The following is a 19,445-nucleotide window of genomic DNA, read 5'->3' on the forward strand; positions in this document are numbered from 1 at the left end:
GACGGGAAACTCGCGGCGGCTCACCGACCGATCCTCGACGGCGATGCCCGCCGTCGGCGCCCTCGGTCCGGTGGCCCTACCTGACTCCGTCGCCCATTCTCATCAGCCCACCTCAATGCGTCAACTGCCCGCACCCCATCCCGCCCCCGCGCCGCCCAACCCGCCCCAAGATCGTCACCACTTCGGGGAAGTTGCTGCTTCCCGCGCGTCTGATGCAGCAACTTCCGGGATGTTGTGAGGATCTTGGAGTCCCCCCCCGTGCGTCGTGCGCCGACGCGCGGGGCTAGTGACGCCGGACACGCATGAGCCCCCGGTCCCTCTCGGGGGACCGGGGGCTCGTGGACTGCGTCAGGTCAGCCGGCCTGCTCGGCGAGTTGCAGGAACTGCCGCTTCGAGGCGAGCGCCTGCTCGGCCTCCTTAATCCGCCGGGCGTCCCCGGCGCTCTGCGCCCGGGCCAGCCGCTCCTCGGCCTCCGCCACCTGGGCCCGCATCTGGGCGAGCAGCGGGTTGTCCTCCTTGGTGGTACGCCGCCACGCGGAGTCCATCACCTCGCGGACCTTGTCGTCGATGACGCGCAGCCGGCGCTCCAGCCCGGCGGCGGCCTCGCGGGGTACCCGGCCGGCCTCGTGCCACTGGGCCTGGATCTCCCGCAGCTTGGCCTGGGCGCCCTTGGGGTCGGCGTCGATGTCCAGGGCCTCGGCCTCGGCGAGCAGGGCCTGCTTACGCTCCAGGTTGCCGCGCTGCTCGTTGTCCCGGGCGGAGAAGACCTCGCTGCGCCGGGTGAAGAAGGCGTCCTGCGCGGCCCGGAACCGTTCCCAGAGCTTCTGCTCGGCCTCCTTGGAGGCGCGGGGCGCGGCCTTCCACTGCGTCATCAGCTCCTTGAGCTGGTTGGCCGTGGCCGCCCACTCGGTGGAGTCCGAGATCTTCTCGGCCTCGGCGACCAGCTCCTCCTTGACGGTCTGCGCCTGCTTGCGCTGCGCGTCCAGGGAGGCGAAGTGGGCGCCGCGGCGTCGGGTGAAGCCGTCGCGTGCGGCGGCGAACCGCTTCCACAGCTCGCCGTCGGCCTTCTTGTCGACCCCGCGGATGGTCTTCCACTCGTCGAGGATCTCCTTGAGCCGGTCACCGGCCGTCTTCCAGCCGGTCGACTCCGCGGCGAGCTTCTCGGCCTCTTCGACCAGGGCGGTCTTGCGGGCCAGGGCCTCGCCACGGGCGGCGTCCCGGGCGGCCCGCGCCTCGGTCGCCTTCTCCTCGGCGAGGGTCGCCAACTTGTCCAGCCGGGCGGTCAGGGCGTCGATGTCGCCGACCACGTGGGCCTCCGGCAGCGTGGCGCGGATCCGCCGGATCGTGCTCAACGAGTGCCCGGCGTCCGCCGCGCCCGAGTTGAGCCGCGCTTCGGTCAGATCCACCTCGGTGACCAGGTCGGCGAAGCGGCGGGCGAAGTGCGCGAGCCCCTCCTCCGGCGCTCCTGCCTGCCAGGATCCGACCACCCGCTCGCCCTCGGCGGTCTTGACGTAAACGGTGCCGTCCGCGTCCACCCGTCCGAAGGCAGTCCAGTCGCTCATGTGCCCATCCTCGTTCTCCCGGCGTCGAGGGAACGAACCCCCGTCGCCGCCACGGCGCAGCCAAGTTACTTCCGGCATTGTCACAGGTCTCACCCGGTCCGCGTCGAGCGCCTATCGCCGACCGTGACCATACGGTGTCCTAGGGCCTGATTGACCGGATCGCCGCGGAGACGCACCGGGGATTCCCGCTACGGTGAACGGGTGCCACTGGTCGCCGCCGCCGTCTGCCCGCATCCGCCCCTGCTCGTGCCCGAGGTGGCCGGTGCCGCCGCCGGCGAACTGGACGACCTCCGGTCGGCCTGTGACCTCGCCGTCGGCCGGCTGCTGGCCACCGGAGCGGACGCGGTGGTGCTGCTCGGCGTCGGCCCGGTGACCGGTCCGGTTCCGCCCCCGGCCACCGGCTCGTTCCAGCCGTGGGGAGTCGACCTCGACGTGCCCCTGGTCCCCGGCCAGCCGGACCGCGGTGCCGTGCTGCCACTGAGCCTGACCGTCGGCGCGTGGCTGCTGTCCCGGCACACCCCGCCTCCCCAGGTGACCGCCGTACAGGTCACCGCCGACGCCGGGCCGGCCGAGGTGGCCGCGCTCGCCGCGCAGGTCGCCGCCGCCGGTGACCGGGTGGCGCTGCTCGTACTCGGTGACGGGTCGGCCTGCCGGGGCCAGCAGGCCCCCGGGTACGACGACCAGCGCGCTCTCCCGTACGACAAGGGGGTCGCCACCGCCCTGGCCGAGGCGGACCTGGACGCCCTGCGCGACCTGGACCCGGGTCTGTCGGCGCAGTTGAAGGTCGCCGGCCGGGCGGCCTGGCAGGTGCTCGCCGACGCGGCCCGCGCCGGCGGCGGCGGGTGGCGCGGTGAGTTGCTGCACGAGTCGGCGCCCTACGGGGTGGCCTACTTCGTGGCGTCCTGGGAGCGGATGTGACGGTCGTCGCGGTGGTGGGGCCGACGGCGGCCGGCAAGTCGGCGTTGAGCATCGCGCTGGCGCACGCCCTCGACGGTGAGGTGGTCAACGCCGACTCGATGCAGCTCTACCGGGGCATGGACATCGGCACCGCGAAGCTGACCACCGCCGAGCGGGACGGTGTGCCGCACCACCTGCTCGACATCTGGGAGGTCACCGAGCCGGCAAGCGTCGCGGAGTACCAGCGGCTGGCCCGTGCGGCGGTGGACGACATCCTGTCCCGGGGGCGGGTGCCGCTGCTGGTGGGTGGCTCGGGGCTGTACGTGCGGGCGGTGCTGGAACGCTTCGAGTTCCCGGGCACCGACGCGGCGCTGCGCGAACGGCTCGAACGCGAGTTGGCCGAGGTCGGGCCGGCGCCGCTGTACGCCCGACTGCGCGCCGCCGACCCGGTCGCCGCCGAGAGCATCCTGCCGGCCAACGGCCGGCGGATCGTCCGGGCGCTCGAGGTGATCGAGCTGACCGGCGCGCCGTTCACCGCGTCGCTGCCGCAGCCCACCCCGTACTACCCGTCGGTGCAGCTCGGCGTCGACCTCGACACCGGGCTGCTGGACGAGCGGATCGCGCTGCGGGTGGACCGGATGTGGGCCGACGGGCTCGTCGACGAGACCCGTGAGCTGGTCGGCCGGGGTCTGGCCGAGGGGCGGACGGCGAGCCGGGCGCTCGGCTACCAGCAGGTGCTGCGCCTGTTCGACGGTGAGCTGACTGAGGAACAGGCGTACGACGAGACAATCCGGGCGACCCGGCGTTTTGTCCGCCGGCAGCGGTCCTGGTTCCGGCGCGACCCCCGGATTCAGTGGCTCGACTCGGCCGCGCCGGACCTGATCGAGGCCGCCCTGCGTCTGGTGCCGGCCACTGCGCGATGATGGGGTCGTGGAGTTCACCAAGGGGCACGGCACCGGCAACGACTTCGTCCTCCTGCCCGACCCGGACGGTCAGCTCGAGCTGACCCCGGAGCTGGTCGCGGCGCTCTGCGACCGGCGGCGCGGCATCGGCGCGGACGGCGTGCTGCGGGTGGTCCGCGCGGCCAAGCACCCCGACGGCGCCGGCCAGGCCGGCGAGGCCGAGTGGTTCATGGACTACTGGAACGCGGACGGCTCGTTCGCCGAGATGTGCGGAAACGGCGCCCGGGTCTTCGTGCGCTACCTGCTCGACACCGGGCTCGCCACGCCCGCCGGCGCGGCGTTGCCGGTGGCCACCCGCGCCGGCGTCGTGCGCGCGCTGGTCGAGGGCGGCGCGGTCTCCGTCGAGATGCGCAAACCTCGGATGTACGACGAGTCGAGCGCCACCCTCGGCGGACTGACCCTGTCCGGCACGGTCGTGGACGTCGGCAACCCGCACCTGGTGTGCGCCCTGCCCAGCGGCGTGGAGTTGTCCGCGCTGGACCTGACCGTCGCGCCCGGCTTCGACCCGGCGGTCTTCCCGGCCGGCGTGAACGTCGAGTTCATCGTGCCGGGCGACCCGGTCGACGACACCGACGGCCACACCCGGATGCGGGTGTACGAGCGGGGCAGCGCCGAGACCATGTCCTGCGGCACGGGCGCGTGCGCGGTGGCGGCCGTGGCCCTGCGCGACGCGGGACGGGACACCGGTGTGATGGCCGTGGACGTCCCCGGCGGCCGCCTGACCGTGACGGTCACCGAGGACTCGTGCTGGCTCTCCGGCCCTGCCGTTCTGGTGGCCACCGGCGAGGTCGACCTCCTCGCCCTGTCCGTTGCGGCTCGGGGCTGAGGCCGTCCGCTCCGGCTGCCGCTGGCTGAGGCCGCTCCGTTCCGGCTGCCGTGGGCTGTTGTCGCTCTGTTCTGGCTGCCGTGGATGGTCGTCGCTCCGTTCCGGCTGCCGTGGGTTCTTGCCGGCCCTTTGCTCTGCTTCAACCCACGCAATACCTGTTGTCCGATTACCGGACACTGGGTGTTGCGTCGGTTGAAGCAGAGCAAAGGAGCCAGACGGGCCGGGTGAGGCCGCCTTCCTCGCCGAGCGGCACCGGTAGCGAGACGGCGGGGTGGGGTCGCCTTCCTCGCCGAGCGGCATCCGGAGCGAGACGGGCCGGGTGAGGCCGCCTTCCTCGCCGAGCGGCACCCGTAGCGAGACGGCGGGGTGGGGTCGCCTTCCTCGCCGAGCGGCATCCGGAGCGAGACGGGCCGGGTGAGGCCGCCTTCCTCGCCCAGCGGCACCCGCAGCCGCGGAGTTGGTCAGGGGGTGGCGCTGGCGTTCGCGGCGATTTCCGGAAGGTCGGCCGGGCCGGGGTCGGCGGCCGGGAGCGGGCTGGGGTTGTGCGCGGCGGCGCGGACGGCGGCGGCGACCGCCGGCGCCACCCGGGAGTCGAAGACGCTCGGCACGATCACCGTCGGGTTGATCTTGTCTTCGCCCACCACGTCGGCGATGGCCTGCGCGGCCGCGATCGCCATCTCCTCGGTGAACTCCTCGGCGTGCGCGTCCAGCATGCCGCGGAACACACCCGGGAAGGCGAGCACGTTGTTGATTTGGTTCGGCTGGTCCGAGCGGCCGGTGGCGACCACCGCGGCGTGCTTGCGCGCCTCCCGCGGGTCCACCTCCGGGTCGGGGTTGGCCAGCGCGAACACGATCGCGTCCTTGGCCATGCCGGCGATGTCGTCGCCGGTGAGCAGGTTCGGGGCGCTGACCCCGATGAACACGTCGGCGCCCCGGATCGCCCCGGGCAGGTCGCCGGAGTAGTTCTCCTTGTTGGTGTTCTCCGCCAGCCACTGCCAGGCCGGGTTCAGGTCGGCCAGCCCACGGTGCAGGGCGCCCTGGCGGTCGTACGCGATGATGTCGCCGACGCCCTGGCGCAGCAGCAGCTTCATGATCGCGGTGCCGGCCGCGCCGGCGCCGGAGACGACCACCCGGACGTCCGAGAGCTGCTTGCCCACGACGCGCAGCGCGTTGGTCAGCGCGGCCAGCACGCAGATCGCGGTGCCGTGCTGGTCGTCGTGGAAGACCGGAATGTCCAGCGCCTCGCGCAGCCGGGCCTCGATCTCGAAGCAGCGCGGCGCGGCGATGTCCTCCAGGTTGATCCCGCCGTACGCGGGCGCGATCGCCTTGACGATCTGCACGATCTCGTCGGTGTCCTGGGTGTCCAGCACCACCGGCCAGGCGTCGACCCCGCCGAAGCGCTTGAACAGCGCCGCCTTGCCCTCCATCACCGGCAGCGAGGCGGCCGGACCGAGGTTGCCCAGGCCGAGGACCGCCGAGCCGTCGCTGACCACCGCGACGGTGTTGCGCTTGATGGTTAGCCGCCGGGCGTCCGCCGGGTTCTCGGCGATCGCCATGCAGACCCGGGCCACCCCCGGAGTGTACGCGCGGGACAGCTCGTCGCGGTTGCGCAGCGCGACCTTCGAGGTCACCTCGATCTTGCCGCCGAGGTGCAGCAGGAACGTCCGGTCCGACACCTTGCGCACGTCCACGCCGTCCAGCGCCCGGAGCGCGTCGACCACCTGGTCGGCGTGCTTGGCGTCGGCGGTGTCGCAGGTGAGGTCGACGATCACGTGGGTCGGGTCCGAGTCGACCACGTCCAGCGCCGTGACGATCGCTCCGGCCTCGCCGACGGAGGTGGTGAGCCGGCCGATCGAGGACGCGTCCGCGGTCACGGCGATCCGGATGGTGATCGAAAATCCGGCGCTCGGCAGTCGGGTGATGGCCACGGGATCCCTCCGTCACGGCTGTGCGACCGGTCGGCCGCCGCCTGAGCATTTCTACCGGGTTGTGGAGGTCGACCGGTATTCGCCCCCGCTTTTGGCGAGCTTCAGCACGGGCATATAGCAGGTGCGCTGGGCGTTGTGACGTGTCAGGATTACGTTCTACTTATCAAAACGGACAGGAGAACCGCTTGCGAGACCAGGAGAACTTCGTCCCCGTGGAGGACGAGTTCGACGATGTCACCACCGGCGAGCTGGACCTGTCGGAGCGGCAGTCTCTCCGGCGCGTCCCCGGCCTCTCCACCGAGCTCAGCGATGTCACCGAGGTGGAATACCGCCAGCTGCGGCTGGAGCGGGTGGTCCTGGTGGGCGTCTGGACCGAGGGCACGGTGACCGACGCGGAGAACTCCCTGACCGAGCTGGCCGCGCTCGCCGAGACGGCGGGTTCGCAGGTGCTCGAAGGGCTGATCCAGCGTCGTACCCGACCTGACCCGGCCACCTACATCGGTCGCGGCAAGGTCGACGATCTCGGCGCGGTGGTGCTCTCCACCGGTGCCGACACGGTCATCTGCGACGGCGAATTGTCCCCGTCGCAGCTGCGCAACCTGGAGCAGCGCACCAAGGTCAAGGTCGTCGACCGGACGGCGCTGATCCTGGACATCTTCGCCCAGCACGCCAAGAGCAAGGAAGGTAAGGCGCAGGTCGAGCTGGCCCAGCTCGAATACCTGCTGCCCCGGCTGCGCGGTTGGGGTGAGACGCTGTCCCGCCAGACCGGTGGTTCCGGTCGCGGTGGCGGCGCCGGCGGCGGCGTGGGTGTCCGTGGTCCCGGTGAGACGAAGCTGGAGACCGACCGGCGGCGCATCCGTCACCGCATCTCCCGGCTGCGTCGCGAGATCAAGAGCATGAAGACGGTACGCGTCACCAAGCGCGCCCGGCGTACCCGCAACTCGGTGCCCGCCGTGGCCATCGCCGGCTACACCAACGCCGGCAAGTCCAGCCTGCTCAACCGGCTCACCGGCGCGGGCGTGCTGGTGGAGAACGCGCTCTTCGCCACGCTGGACCCGACGACCCGTAAGGCCACCGCCTCGGACGGGCGGCTCTACACGCTCTCCGACACGGTCGGCTTCGTCCGGCACCTGCCGCACCAGATCGTCGAGGCGTTCCGCTCGACGCTGGAGGAGGTCGCGGAGGCCGATCTGGTGGTGCACGTCGTCGACGGCACCCACCCGGACCCCGAGGAGCAGGTGCGGGCGGTGCACGAGGTGCTCGCCGAGGTGGGCGCGGACCGGCTGCCCGAGCTGCTGGTGGTCAACAAGACCGACGCCGCCGACGAGGACACGCTGCTGCGGCTCAAGCGCCTCTGGCCGGACGCGATCTTCGTCTCGGCGCACTCCGGTCGGGGCATCGACGGGTTGCGGACGGCGATCGAGGAGCGGCTCCCGCAGCCCGCCGTCGAGGTGCGGGCCGTGCTGCCGTACGACCGGGGCGACCTGGTGTCCCGGGTACATCGTTCGGGCGAGGTGCTCAGCACGTCACACCTGGCGGAGGGCACTCTGCTGCACGTCCGGGTCAGCGCGGCGCTCGCCGCCGAGCTGGCGCCGTACGACGTCGCGCGCGAGGGCGAAGCGGTCGGTAGCCGGCCCTGAGCCGCCCCGGCGTCATCCATCGGAAACGCGCGGCATGCGACACTGGCCGAATGCGCCGCGTTGTTTCCTCGGTCACGGTTGCCCTCGGCCTGTTCGGGGCAACCGTGGCGCTGGCCGGAGTCGCCGTAGCCGCTCCCGCGCCCGTGTCGTCCCAGCCGCTCGCCGCCGCCCCGGGCAAGAAGCGCTGCACGGTCACCGACGAGCGCCTGCGGGAGCTGTCCGGCCTGGTGGCGACCAAGAGCGGCTACATCGTCATCAACGACGGCACCGACGTCGACGCGCGTAAGCGGATCTTCTTCCTCGACAGCAAGTGCAAGGTCGTCAAGGAGCCGGTCCGCTACTCGGGCGCCGGGCCGGCCGACACCGAGGATCTCGCCCTGTCCCCCAAGGGGGACACGCTCTGGATCGGCGACATCGGCGACAACGCCACCAACAAGGACCGCCGTACGCGGATCGCCGTCTGGACGATGCCGATCGCCGGTAACAAGCAGCCGGTGCTGCATCGGCTCTCCTACCCGGAGAACAAGCCCCACGACGCGGAGGCGTTGCTGGTGGGCGCCGACGGCCTGCCACTGATCATCACCAAGGTCGCGAACGGCAACTCGGAGATCTTCACCCCGACGGCGAAGCTGAAGAACGGCGACACCCCGCCGGTGCCGATGAAGAAGGTCGGCGAGATCAAGCTGCCGAAGACCACCACCGAGAACCCGCTGAGCGTCTACGGACGGCTCGCGATCACCGGTGCCGCCCGCTCGCCGGACGGCACCCGCGTCGTCATCCGCACCTACGCGGACGCCTTCGAGTACGACGTCACCGGCGACAACATCGTCGGCGCGCTCACCACCGGCAAGCCCCGGGTGACGCCGCTGGCCGACCCGTTCGGCGAGGCCATCTCGTACACCCCGGACGGCAAGTCCTTCGTCACGGTCTCCGACGCCGGTCAGCTCACCGCCGACGAGCCGATCGACATCCTGAGCTACACGCCGTCCACCAGCGCGGCGGAACCGTTGGCGGCGACCACGGGCGACAAGCCGACCGCCAACAAGTCCTGGATGGACGGGCTCAGCTTCACCGACATCACGTACCTCGTGGGCGCGGTCGGCGTCCTCGGTCTGCTGCTCGTCGGCGCTGGCATCGTCGGCATCGTGCGGGCCCGTCGTCGACCACCCGCCGACGATGATGCTGCGGACGATGCCGGCGATCGCGCTGGCACGCCCGGCACCGACCGTGTTCCGCCGAACGGCGGCCGTCCCAACGCCGGCGTGTACGGCGGCGCGGCAGCCAGTGGCGGGGTCTACGGCGGTGCCGGCCGGGGTGGTCCCGCTCCCGCTGGCGGAGGCGTCTACGGCGGGGGCGGCGCACGCTCCAGCGGCGCGGGCGGCGGGGGCCAACGACCGGCCGGTGCCGGGAGTGGGCGGCCGGCCGGCCCGGCGGGAGGCGGTTACGGCGGCGCCCGGCCCGGTGGGAGTGGTGGCGGCGGTGCTCCGGCCGGCGGCGGCGTGTACGGCGGCGGTCGTGCCGGTGGTCCCGGAGGGGGCCGGTCCGGCGGCGGCGGTCGGTCCGGTGGCGGCGGCGGCCGACCGGGCGGCGGCGTGTACGGCGGCGGTGGACAGCCTGGCGGCGGCCAGCCGGGCGGTGGCCGGGCCGGCGGTGGTCGGGCCGAGCCGCCGCGGCGCGGCGGGCAGGAGCCGGACTACCGGGCTCAGCGGTCCGGTCGCCGACGTGAGGACGACGCACCCGTCGACCCGTACGGGCAGCAGTATCCCGGCGGCGGTAGTGGCCCTCGGGGCGACCGCTACTGACGCAACGGGCCCGTGACGGCCCGGCCCGGCCGCTCGGTCGGCCGAGGGCGCGGGACGGGTCGTGCGACGCGGGTGAGCGCCGACGGCACCCACCCGCGTGTCGGTCAGATCCGGCGGAGCACCGCCACGACCCGGCCCATGATGGTCGCGTCGTCACCGGGGATCGGGTCGAAGGCGGGGTTCTGCGGCATCAGCCAGACGTGCCCGTCGCGCCGACGGTAGGTCTTGACCGTCGCCTCGCCGTCGAGCATCGCGGCCACGATCTCGCCCGAGTCGGCGGTCGGCTGCTGCCGGACGACGACCCAGTCGCCGTCGCAGATCGCCGCGTCGAGCATCGAGTCACCCTTGACCTGGAGCATGAACACCTCGCCCTCGCCCACCAGCTCGCGGGGGAGGGGGAAGATGTCCTCCACCGCCTGCTCGGCGAGGATCGGCCCACCGGCGGCGATCCGGCCGAGCATCGGCACGTACGCCGGTGCGGGCCGCTGGGCGCGCGACACCTCGTCGTCGATGGCCTCGCTGGGCGCACGGACGTCCACGGCGCGCGGCCGGTTGGGGTCGCGCCGCAGGAAGCCCTTCTTCTCCAGCTCCTTGAGCTGGTAGGCGACGCTCGACGGGGACACCAGGCCGACCGCCTCACCGATCTCGCGGACGCTCGGCGGGTAGCCGTGCCGCTCCACCCAGGTGCGGATGAACTCCAGGATGCGGCGCTGGCGGGCGGTCAGGTCGACCGTCGCCGGGTCGGGGAAGGTGCTGACCACCGGGGTGACCGGGCGCACGGCGGGCTGACCCGTCCGGCTGCGCGCGGCGGTGCGGCGTCGGGTGGCCGGCGGGCCCGCCTCGGTAATCTGCTGCGGGCTCTTCGGCCGGCTGGCCCGGTCCTCGGTCACGTCCGTCCTCCCTGGTCGGCGCTGGGTGCCTCGTCGGCTCGTGGTGCGTGCGGTTGTTCCTGACCGTATAGGTGAGATCGGTCATTTTCAAACATCTGTACGACCTCTCACCGGCGTGTCGGGGTGAAAAACCCCTCTGCTCGTACGGATGTTCTGATAAATGGTACGTCCGATAGTACGAGTGTTCGATTGTCGGCCGTTTTCCGCGCTGCTCGCTCCGGGCGGCCGGTAACCGGGACGGGGTGGCGCCGTTGGTCCGGCGGGGGGTGGATGACCCCGATGGTCCGTGACGCGCCGGACACGCCGGTCAACTTGACCCGGGTTCGTCGGCGACATACGGTCAACCCCTAGATGTAGTAGTGACACGGGCGTAAGTTGCCCACAGGTTGGGTCCGACTACCGACCGCACTCCCGTAGGGTCGATCACGGCGGGCGCTATGAGCGCATGGCACCGTCGCGGCGGCCCATGCCCGGGTGTGTCCGGTACGACGCGATTGATCATGATTAGGGGGTCCGCGATGCGGTGTCCGTACTGCCGACACGCCGACTCCCGGGTGGTCGACTCGCGGGAGGCCGACGACGGCCAGCTCATCCGTCGGCGACGGTCCTGCCCGGAGTGCGGCAAGCGGTTCACCACGGTCGAAGAGGCGGTCCTCGCGGTCGTCAAGCGCAGCGGGGTGACCGAGCCGTTCAGCCGTACGAAGATCATCGGCGGGGTGCGCAAGGCGTGCCAGGGCCGGCCGGTGGACGACGACTCCCTCGCGCTGCTCGCGCAGCGGGTGGAGGAGACCGTCCGGGCCAAGGGGGCCGCCGAGATCCCCAGTCACGAGGTGGGCCTGGCGATCCTGGGTCCGCTGCGCGACCTGGACGAGATCGCCTACCTGCGGTTCGCCAGCGTCTACCGCTCCTTCGACTCGCTCGCCGACTTCGAGCGCGAGATCGAGACGTTGCGGGCCGTGGCGCGAGCCCGGGAGCAGGGCCGGGCCGACGCGGTCGAGGCCGCCGGCCGTACCAACTGAGACTTCACTGTTTTTCCGAGAGATCAGGACGCGCGGTGGGTGACCGCGCAGACGAGGGGGGCGACGGCGTGACAACGAGCCGTTCACGGAACAAGGCAGGCGCGGGGCTGAAGATCGAGCGCGTGTGGACGACGGAGGGGGTCCACCCGTACGACGAGGTGACCTGGGAGCGCCGGGACGTCGTGATGACGAACTGGCGGGACGGCTCGATCAACTTCGAGCAGCGGGGCGTGGAGTTCCCGGAGTCCTGGAGCGTCAACGCGGCGAACATCGTCACCACCAAGTACTTCCGGGGCGCGGTGGGGACCCCGGAGCGGGAGTGGTCGCTCAAGCAGCTCATCGACCGGGTGGTCAGCACCTACCGCACCGCCGGTGAGGAGTACGGCTACTTCGCGAGCCCGGCCGACGCCGAGGTCTTCGCGCACGAACTGACCTGGATGCTCCTGCACCAGGTGTTCAGCTTCAACTCGCCGGTCTGGTTCAACGTCGGCACGCCGTCGCCGCAGCAGGTCAGCGCCTGCTTCATCCTGGCCGTCGACGACTCGATGGACTCCATCCTGGACTGGTACAAGGAGGAGGGGCTGATCTTCAAGGGCGGCTCCGGCTCCGGCGTCAACCTGTCGCGCATCCGGTCGTCGCGTGAGCTGCTCTCCTCCGGCGGCAACGCCTCCGGCCCGGTCAGCTTCATGCGCGGTGCGGACGCCTCCGCCGGCACCATCAAGTCCGGCGGCGCCACCCGGCGTGCGGCCAAGATGGTCATCCTCGACGTGGACCACCCGGACATCCAGGAGTTCGTGGTCACCAAGGCGCGCGAGGAGGACAAGATCCGCGCGCTGCGTGACGCCGGGTTCGACATGGACCTCGGTGGCTCCGACATCGTCAGCGTGCAGTACCAGAACGCCAACAACTCGGTCCGGGTCTCCGACGAGTTCATGACGGCGGTGGAGAACGGCAAGGGCTTCGACCTGCGCGGCCGCCTCGACGGCGCGACGATCGAGACCGTCGACGCCAAGAACCTGTTCCGTTCCATCTCCCAGGCCGCCTGGGAGTGCGCCGACCCGGGCCTGCAGTACGACGACACCATCAACGACTGGCACACCTGCCCGGAGACCGGCCGGATCACCGCGTCGAACCCGTGCTCGGAGTACCTGCACCTGGACAACTCCTCGTGCAACCTGGCCTCGCTCAACCTGATGAAGTTCCTCCGTGCCGACGGCGGCTTCGAGGTGGAGAAGTTCGTCAAGTCCGTCGAGTTCGTCATCACCGCGATGGACATCTCGATCTGCTTCGCCGACTTCCCGACCGAGAAGATCGGCGAGACCTCGCGGGCGTACCGCCAGCTCGGCATCGGGTACGCCAACCTGGGTGCCCTGCTGATGGCCTCCGGCCTGCCGTACGACTCGGAGCAGGGCCGCTCGGTCGCCGCCGCGATCACGTCCCTGATGACCGGCACCGCGTACCGCCGCTCGGCCGAGCTGGCCGGCGTGGTCGGCCCGTACGACGGCTACGCCCGCAACGCCGAGCCGCACAAGCGGGTCATGCGCAAGCACGCCGCCGCCAACGACGAGATCAAGCCGACCAGCCCGGTGGCCACCGCGATCGTCCGCGAGGCGACCAAGCAGTGGACCCAGGGCAACAAGATCGGTGACAAGAACGGCTGGCGCAACGCCCAGGCCAGCGTCCTCGCGCCGACCGGCACCATCGGCTTCATGATGGACTGCGACACCACCGGGGTGGAGCCGGACCTGGCGCTGGTCAAGTTCAAGAAGCTGGTCGGCGGCGGCTCGATGCAGATCGTCAACCAGACCGTGCCGCGCGCCCTGCGTAGCCTCGGCTACCCCGAGGAGCAGGTCGAGGCGATCGTCGAGCACATCGCCGACCACGGCCACGTGGTGGACGCCCCCGGCCTCAAGCCGGAGCACTACCCGGTCTTCGACTGCGCCATGGGCGAGCGGACGATCGCCCCGATGGGCCACGTGCGGATGATGGCGGCCATCCAGCCGTTCGTCTCCGGCGCCATCTCCAAGACGGTCAACATGCCGGAGGCGGCCACCGTCGAGGACGTCGAGAAGATCTACTTCGAGGGCTGGAAGCTCGGCCTCAAGGCCCTGGCGATCTACCGGGACAACTGCAAGGTCGGCCAGCCGCTCTCGGTCGCCAAGAACAACAAGGCCACCGAGCCGGCCGCCGTCGAGACCGCCGCCGCCGCGCCGGCCGCGGTGGAGAAGGTCATCGAGTACCGGCCGGTGCGCAAGCGCCTGCCGAAGAAGCGTCCGTCCGAGACGGTCAGCTTCTCCGTCGGTGGCGCCGAGGGGTACCTGACCGCGTCGTCCTACCCGGACGACGGCCTCGGCGAGGTCTTCCTCAAGATGTCCAAGCAGGGCTCGACCCTGGCCGGCGTGATGGACGCCTTCTCGGTGGCCATCAGCATCGGCCTGCAGTACGGCGTGCCGCTGGAGACGTTCGTCAGCAAGTTCACCAACATGCGCTTCGAGCCGGCCGGCATGACCGACGACCCGGACGTGCGGATGGCCGCCTCGGTGATGGACTACATCTTCCGTCGCCTGGCGCTGGACTTCCTGCCCTACGAGCGCCGCGCTGAGCTGGGCATCTTCACCGCCGGTGAGCGGGCCGCCCAGCTGCGGGCCGAGGCCGACGCGGAGGCTGCCGCCGTGAGCGGTGCGGACCTCACCGCCATGGCGTCTTCCGCGCCGGTCGAGGCTCCCGCCAAGACCGAGGCGGTCGCCCAACCGGCCCAGGAGATGGCCGACGTGGCCGCCGCCAAGCCGGCCCCGAGCGTGGGTTCCAGCACCGAGCTGCTGGAGGCCGTGATCGGCAAGGCCGCCGACGCGCCGCTCTGCTTCACCTGCGGTACGAAGATGCGCCCGGCCGGTAGCTGCTACGTCTGCGAGGGCTGCGGCTCCACCAGCGGCTGCAGCTGACGTACGCCTCAACGCTGCCCCGGCCTCCTGATGGGAGGTCGGGGCAGCGTTGGTTCCCGGTTGTCGCGCGCGAAGCGCTTGTGGATTCCGTGCGGCTACGGGTGGTCAGCGGCTGGCGAGGAAGTCGAGCACCCTCTTGCTGAGCAGGGCCGTGGCTTGCGGGTCGTAGGAGGGCAGGCTGGAATCGGCGAAGTAGTGCTGGTCTCCCGGGTAGAGGAACAGCTCAGCCTGCGGGGCGGACGCGACAATCTCACGGGCGGCGTCCACGTCGCCCTCGCCCATGAAGATCGGGTCGGCGTCCATGCCGTGGATCTGCACTGGGACGTCGGCCGGCCAGGACGAGCCGAACTCCGAGACCGGCACGCAGGAGTAGAACAGCAATGCCCCTCGTGCTCCGGGGCGGGTCTGCGCGAGCTTCTGCGCCGGCAGCACGCCCAGGGAGAAGCCGGCGTAGATCAGATCGCTGGGCAGGTCGTCGGCGACCCGCGCGCCGCGTTCGATGATGGTGCCGAAGCCGATCCCCTCGGCGTAGGCGATGCCCTCGTCCAGGGTGTGGAACGTGCGGCCGTCGTACAGGTCCGGGGTGTGCACGGTGTGCCCGGCACGCCGCAGGTCGTCGGCGAAGGCGACGAACCCCGGGGTCTGGCCCAGCGCGTGGTGGAACAGCAACACCTGAGCCATGTGATCCCCCGATGTCGGGCTGCCGCCGTGTACGGGCACTCTACGGCACGGCGGGAGGGCGCCGTTTGCGATGCTCGCGGCATGACTTCTTCCCTTGCGCGCCGCGTCTACGAAACCTGCCATCTGACCGGGTCTTTCCGCCTGCGCTCCGGTCAGACGAGCGACGAGTACTTCGACAAGTACCTGTTCGAGGCCGAACCTGGCCTGTTGCGGGAGGTGGCCGAGGCGATGGTCGCCCTGCTGCCGGAGTGTGACGTACTGGCGGGGATGGAGATGGGTGGCATTCCGATCGCCACCGTGATGTCGCAGCTGACCGGGCTGCCGACCGCCTTCGTCCGGAAGCAGGCGAAGGAGTACGGCACCGGCAAGGCGGCCGAGGGCACCCCGGTCGACGGCCGGCGGGTCGTGGTGATCGAGGACGTGGTCACCACCGGCGGCGCGTTGCTGGCGTCGTGCCGGCAGCTACGGGCCGGCGGCGCGAAGGTCGAGTCGGTGGTCTGCGCCATCGACCGGGAGCAGGGCGGACGGGAGAATCTGGCGGCCGAAGGGCTCCGGTTGTCCGCCGCACTTACCCGCCGTGATCTGGAATCCGCCCTGCCGGGATGACGTAGCGGCGGCACGGGCCGCTGGGCTGCGTTGCGTTGCGGTGCCGAACCCACACGCGGACCACGCCCGCTTCACGGACGCAGACCTCCTGCTGCCCAGCGCCACAGACCTGTCCCTGGACGCGATCCTGGCCAGACTGGCCCGGTGACGAGCCGTCCCCGATGAGCCCGAGTCGGCGCGAGGCGCTGCCTGCTTCGACGCGCCGACAGGTCAGGCCCTGATCTCTCCCTGCCATGTCGTGAGCGTCAGCATCTGGCCATCGAAGTCCAGCCTGAGGCCGGTCACCTCGTTGACGTCGTTGCGGATCTCTTCGAGGTGAGCGAGCGGTCTCGTGATGACCGATGCGAACGGCGGTTCAGCCGAGGCGTCCCGCGACAACCATCGCCCACCGTCGTAGTCGTAGGGATCGGGCAAGCCGTCGTCGCCGGGATACGTCTCCGTGAGCCCGAGGGTCCAGTCGCTCCGGCCGTCGAGTAGCAGCCCTCGGCCGTCATCGAACACAAGCAGTACCGGCCCGACATCAGGTTCGTCGGGTTCTCCCGGCCGGTGCCAGCCCAGCCGTACGACTTTCACGAGCCTGCGTCCGACCAGCGCGTCCATCCGCGACCTTCCTGCGTACCCGCCTGTGCACTCGTCAGTCCGGCCGTCGGCGCGGCAGGCGTAGCGGGCCCGGCGGGCACCCGGCGACCATGCCACACACCGCCATGCGTAGCCACCAGCCGTACGAATGGTTCGGTAACACCCGTGCTCCGCCGAACGAAGAAGAGGTGTGAACGCGCGAGGGAGGACGGCCCGTGAATGAGCCGAGCCGAGCCGATGACGACATTTCCGCCATCGGGGTGGATCCAGCAGCCTTCGAGGTCTTCTACCGGCGGCATCTGGAAGCGGTGGGCCGCTTCGTGGCGCGGCGGGTCGACGACCCACATCTCGCCGCCGACCTGACCGCCGACGTGTTCCTGGCGGTGATCGAGTCGGCGGCCGGCTACCGGCCGGACCGCGGTAGCCAAATCGGCTGGCTGTACGGAGTGGCCCGCCACGTCATCGGCGACGAGCGGCGACGGGCTGCCCAACGACTGCGGGTGACCGGCCGACTGGCCGGACGACGGGACCTCGGCCCCGACGACATCGCGCGCATCGAGGAGCGGATCGACGCCGAGTCGGCGGCCCGCCGTACCCATCGGGCGCTCAGCGAACTACCCGAGGGCACCCGGTCGCTCGTCGAACTCGTCGCCGTGGACGGCCTCACCGTCGCGGAGGCGGCGGCAGCGCTCGGGATGTCGCCGGTCGCCGCGCGGGTCCGCCTGCACCGGGCCCGCCGCCTCGTCCGCGCGGTGCTCGCCCGCCCGGTCACCACCCTCGCCTGAGCTGAGACGGAGCTGACGATGAACACGACTGAACGGTCGCCGCAGGGTTTCGAGGAGCAGCTTCTCAGGGACCTGAGCGCACACGTCGCCCAACGGGCCGAGCTGGCGTCGGCGGGCCGTACGGCCGGACGCCGTACCCGGTTCCTGCGTGGTTGGCGTCTGGCCGGGGCGCTCGGGATGGCGGTGACGCTGACCGCCGGTGTGCTGGCGGTCCAGACCATGAGGTTCGGCGGCCAGTCGCCGCCCCGGGCCAGCGCGTCGGAGATCTTCCACCTGGCGGCCGACGCCGCCCGGCAGCAGCCGGAGCTCACCGCCCGCCCCGACCAGTACGTCTTCACGGAGTCCCTGGCGACGATCCGCGACCTGCCGGGCAGCGGTCCGTACCGGACGATACGGAACCAACTGTGGCAGTCGGCCGGTGGCGTCGCGTACACGCAGGCACGCTATCGGCCGGAGACCGACCCGAACGGGTGGAGCCGACTGAAGGTGCTCCGCATCGATGATCCTGTCGATCCCGAGAAGGAACTCGACGCGTTCCCGCCGCCGGCGTACCACGGCGACCTGCCCACCGATCCGGACGAGCTACTTCGCTACCTTCGGGAACACCCGGTCGACCTGCACCTGCCCGAAGGGGCCGACGAGAAGGCCGTCTACGGGGGCGAGAGCATGCCGTACACCACCGCGCGGTCGATGCTCGACGGCTACGTGCCGCCCCGAGCGCTCGCGGCGCTGTTCGAGCTGTTGGCACGGCAACCGGGAGCGGTCGTCATCTCGGGCGACGTGGTGGACGCCGCCGGTCGGCACGGGGTGGCAGTTCGGATGCCCGGCGTGATCGGTGGGAACCTGGACCTCATCTTCGATCGGGACTCCCACGTCTACCTCGGTACCCGCAACTCGTTGGTGCGGGACGGCAAGGAGTCCCTGTACAGCGCTGTGGCGCGACTGCGCATCGCCATCGTCGATCGACCGGGCCAGCTGCCCTGACCGGCGCGGCGGGACGACGAGTGGAATCGTCCGCGGGTCGGTGATCGACTCGACATTGGCGAAGTGGGGGTGTCCTACGGCCCTGACACCGCCACATCGCCGACCTCGTGTCGATCATGGAAACCCCTCACGGGGTCAGGGCTGCGCGAACAGCGGCCCGTAGTTCGAGCGGAACATCTGCTCGCCGAGGCGGCGCAGCACCAGGTCACGGAGGGCGGGCGGAAGGTCGGTGGCCTTGTCCCGGCGGTGCGTCTGGCTGAGCACCCAGTCGGTGCGCGGGCGTCGCCGCGCCTCGAAGACCCGCAGCGCCTCTCCGATGGAGTCGGCGGCGGTCAGCGACGAGGCGAGCACGACCGCGTCCTCCAGGGCCATCGCCGCGCCCTGGGCCATGTTCGGCGAGGTGGCGTGGGCGGCGTCGCCGATCAGCAGCACCGGCCCCCGGGCCCAGGAGTCGAGGACGACCTCCTGGTTCGGGCCGGCGTGCAGGGTGCTGTCGTCGTGGTCGAGGGCCTTGAGCATGAGGGCCGCCGGCTCGGTGAACGACGCGGCCACATCGTCGCGCCAGCCCGGCCGGTCGGCCACCGGGCCGTCGTTGTAGTAGCAGTACGTCTGCTCGGCGCTGATCGGGATGGTCAGGAACTGCCTGCCCCGCCCCAACTGCACCGACCAGAACGGCTCGTCGTCGATGCGGGGAGCGACCCAGCGGTACGCGTACTGGCCCAGGTTGCGGGCCGCCTGGGCGTCGAAGGCGAGTCGGCGCACCGTCGAGTTCACCCCGTCCGCGCCGATCACCAGGTCGTACCGCTCGGCGCTGCCGTCGTCGAACTCGACGGCGACGCGGTTCCCTTCCGGGTCGAGCGCGATCGGGTGGCGACCCCAGCGGATCGGGGCATCTGCGACGCCGGCCACCAGGGCCCGGTGGAGTCGGGCCCGGGGCAGCGATACGCACGGCCCGACGCCCCGCCACAACGCGGTCACGTCGATGTCGAAGAGGCGACGTCCGCGCTGGTTGGCGCTGCGCTGCCGGGTGATCTCCACGGCGACGTCGGCGACCGGCTCCCGTAGACCGAGGACGTCGAGCATGCGGGTCGCGTTGCCGGTCAGGTAGATACCGGTGCCCGAGTCGGTCGGTCCGGGCGTCCGCTCGACCACGTCGACCGTCGCGCCCCACTCGCGCAACGCGGCGACCGTCGCCAGCCCGGCGATGCCCCCGCCGACGATGAGTACCCGGACACTGTTCCCCCGCACGATGTGTTCCCTCCCGCTGCACAGGCCGGCTGAGCTGCTGCTCAGCACCTCGGCCGCCGCAGCACTCTAGAAGGCGGGTGAGCCGGCACACGGG

General features: G+C 71.3%; 16 protein-coding genes. 10 read left to right on the forward strand and 6 right to left on the reverse strand.

What is annotated here, in order from left to right:
* Window positions 1-353 precede the first annotated feature (353 nt).
* Window positions 354-1,562, reverse strand: a complete 1,209-nt coding sequence (locus tag AC3EN4_RS11645) for a DUF349 domain-containing protein (protein ID WP_422738912.1) — start codon at window positions 1,560-1,562, stop codon at window positions 354-356.
* 201 nt (window positions 1,563-1,763) lie between these two features.
* Here AC3EN4_RS11645 and AC3EN4_RS11650 point away from each other — a divergent pair, with 201 nt between their 5' ends.
* The 3 genes from AC3EN4_RS11650 to dapF are packed head-to-tail and all read left to right on the forward strand — an operon-like array spanning window position 1,764 to window position 4,247.
* Window positions 1,764-2,480 carry a class III extradiol ring-cleavage dioxygenase family protein gene (locus AC3EN4_RS11650; RefSeq protein WP_435205939.1) on the forward strand — a complete coding sequence of 239 codons (717 nt, stop codon included), beginning with the start codon at window positions 1,764-1,766 and terminating at the stop codon, window positions 2,478-2,480.
* Window positions 2,477-3,382, forward strand: a complete 906-nt coding sequence (gene miaA, locus AC3EN4_RS11655; RefSeq protein WP_435205940.1) for a tRNA (adenosine(37)-N6)-dimethylallyltransferase MiaA — start codon at window positions 2,477-2,479, stop codon at window positions 3,380-3,382. The genes AC3EN4_RS11650 and miaA overlap by 4 nt, the downstream gene beginning before the upstream one ends.
* 7 nt (window positions 3,383-3,389) lie before the next feature.
* Window positions 3,390-4,247, forward strand: a complete 858-nt coding sequence (gene dapF / locus AC3EN4_RS11660) for a diaminopimelate epimerase (RefSeq protein ID WP_435205941.1) — start codon at window positions 3,390-3,392, stop codon at window positions 4,245-4,247.
* Between the two features lie 461 nt (window positions 4,248-4,708).
* On the opposite strand, the gene AC3EN4_RS11665 is transcribed toward dapF, so the two are convergent.
* Window positions 4,709-6,175 (reverse strand): NAD-dependent malic enzyme, encoded by a 1,467-nt coding sequence (locus AC3EN4_RS11665; RefSeq protein ID WP_435205943.1) that lies wholly within the window; start codon window positions 6,173-6,175, stop codon window positions 4,709-4,711.
* A 185-nt stretch (window positions 6,176-6,360) separates the two neighbouring features.
* On the opposite strand from AC3EN4_RS11665, the gene hflX reads away from it, so the two are divergent.
* Together hflX and AC3EN4_RS11675 are read left to right on the forward strand one after the other, a co-directional pair.
* Window positions 6,361-7,815 carry a GTPase HflX gene (gene hflX / locus AC3EN4_RS11670; protein WP_422738917.1) on the forward strand — a complete coding sequence of 485 codons (1,455 nt, stop codon included), beginning with the start codon at window positions 6,361-6,363 and terminating at the stop codon, window positions 7,813-7,815.
* Window positions 7,816-7,865: 50 nt separating this feature from the next.
* Window positions 7,866-9,617: a hypothetical protein gene (locus AC3EN4_RS11675; RefSeq protein WP_435205944.1), complete on the forward strand. Its 1,752-nt coding sequence runs from the start codon at window positions 7,866-7,868 to the stop codon at window positions 9,615-9,617.
* Window positions 9,618-9,721: 104 nt separating this feature from the next.
* On the opposite strand, the gene lexA is transcribed toward AC3EN4_RS11675, so the two are convergent.
* Window positions 9,722-10,507: a transcriptional repressor LexA gene (gene lexA / locus AC3EN4_RS11680; protein WP_422738919.1), complete on the reverse strand. Its 786-nt coding sequence runs from the start codon at window positions 10,505-10,507 to the stop codon at window positions 9,722-9,724.
* Window positions 10,508-11,025: 518 nt separating this feature from the next.
* Between lexA and nrdR the strand changes: the two genes are divergently transcribed.
* Both nrdR and AC3EN4_RS11690 read left to right on the forward strand, forming a co-directional pair.
* Window positions 11,026-11,526 carry a transcriptional regulator NrdR gene (gene nrdR, locus AC3EN4_RS11685; RefSeq protein WP_007456845.1) on the forward strand — a complete coding sequence of 167 codons (501 nt, stop codon included), beginning with the start codon at window positions 11,026-11,028 and terminating at the stop codon, window positions 11,524-11,526.
* A 35-nt stretch (window positions 11,527-11,561) separates the two neighbouring features.
* Window positions 11,562-14,468 (forward strand): vitamin B12-dependent ribonucleotide reductase, encoded by a 2,907-nt coding sequence (locus AC3EN4_RS11690; protein ID WP_435205945.1) that lies wholly within the window; start codon window positions 11,562-11,564, stop codon window positions 14,466-14,468.
* A gap of 105 nt (window positions 14,469-14,573) precedes the next feature.
* Here AC3EN4_RS11690 and AC3EN4_RS11695 read toward each other — a convergent pair whose 3' ends face one another.
* The gene (locus AC3EN4_RS11695; protein WP_435205946.1) at window positions 14,574-15,149 is read right to left on the reverse strand and encodes a dienelactone hydrolase family protein; all 576 of its coding nucleotides are present in this window, start codon (window positions 15,147-15,149) and stop codon (window positions 14,574-14,576) included.
* Window positions 15,150-15,230: 81 nt separating this feature from the next.
* On the opposite strand from AC3EN4_RS11695, the gene pyrE reads away from it, so the two are divergent.
* A complete protein-coding gene (gene pyrE / locus AC3EN4_RS11700; protein ID WP_435205947.1) occupies window positions 15,231-15,755 on the forward strand; it encodes an orotate phosphoribosyltransferase in 525 nt (174 codons plus the stop codon).
* Window positions 15,756-15,965: 210 nt separating this feature from the next.
* On the opposite strand, the gene AC3EN4_RS11705 is transcribed toward pyrE, so the two are convergent.
* Window positions 15,966-16,355, reverse strand: coding sequence for a hypothetical protein (locus AC3EN4_RS11705; protein WP_422738923.1), 390 nt, complete (start codon window positions 16,353-16,355; stop codon window positions 15,966-15,968).
* 194 nt (window positions 16,356-16,549) lie between these two features.
* On the opposite strand from AC3EN4_RS11705, the gene AC3EN4_RS11710 reads away from it, so the two are divergent.
* Window positions 16,550-17,119, forward strand: coding sequence for an RNA polymerase sigma factor (locus AC3EN4_RS11710; protein WP_435205948.1), 570 nt, complete (start codon window positions 16,550-16,552; stop codon window positions 17,117-17,119).
* Between the two features lie 18 nt (window positions 17,120-17,137).
* Window positions 17,138-18,103 (forward strand): CU044_5270 family protein, encoded by a 966-nt coding sequence (locus tag AC3EN4_RS11715; RefSeq protein WP_435205949.1) that lies wholly within the window; start codon window positions 17,138-17,140, stop codon window positions 18,101-18,103.
* A 135-nt stretch (window positions 18,104-18,238) separates the two neighbouring features.
* On the opposite strand, the gene AC3EN4_RS11720 is transcribed toward AC3EN4_RS11715, so the two are convergent.
* Entirely contained in the window at window positions 18,239-19,351 is a 1,113-nt protein-coding gene (locus tag AC3EN4_RS11720; RefSeq protein WP_435205950.1) for an FAD-dependent monooxygenase, read from the reverse strand.
* Between the last annotated feature and the right edge of the window lie 94 nt (window positions 19,352-19,445).

It is taken from the genome of Micromonospora sp. bgisy143 (assembly GCF_057708145.1).

What these genes read in the sequence shown, in the direction of transcription:
- AC3EN4_RS11645 (WP_422738912.1), bottom strand. Translation starts at nt 1,562, where the DNA reads ATGAGCGACTGGACTGCCTTCGGACGGGTGGACGCGGACGGCACCGTT.
- AC3EN4_RS11675 (WP_435205944.1), top strand. Translation starts at nt 7,866, where the DNA reads ATGCGCCGCGTTGTTTCCTCGGTCACGGTTGCCCTCGGCCTGTTCGGG.
- nrdR (WP_007456845.1), top strand. Translation starts at nt 11,026, where the DNA reads ATGCGGTGTCCGTACTGCCGACACGCCGACTCCCGGGTGGTCGACTCG.
- AC3EN4_RS11695 (WP_435205946.1), bottom strand. Translation starts at nt 15,149, where the DNA reads ATGGCTCAGGTGTTGCTGTTCCACCACGCGCTGGGCCAGACCCCGGGG.
- pyrE (WP_435205947.1), top strand. Translation starts at nt 15,231, where the DNA reads ATGACTTCTTCCCTTGCGCGCCGCGTCTACGAAACCTGCCATCTGACC.
- AC3EN4_RS11705 (WP_422738923.1), bottom strand. Translation starts at nt 16,355, where the DNA reads ATGGACGCGCTGGTCGGACGCAGGCTCGTGAAAGTCGTACGGCTGGGC.
- AC3EN4_RS11715 (WP_435205949.1), top strand. Translation starts at nt 17,138, where the DNA reads ATGAACACGACTGAACGGTCGCCGCAGGGTTTCGAGGAGCAGCTTCTC.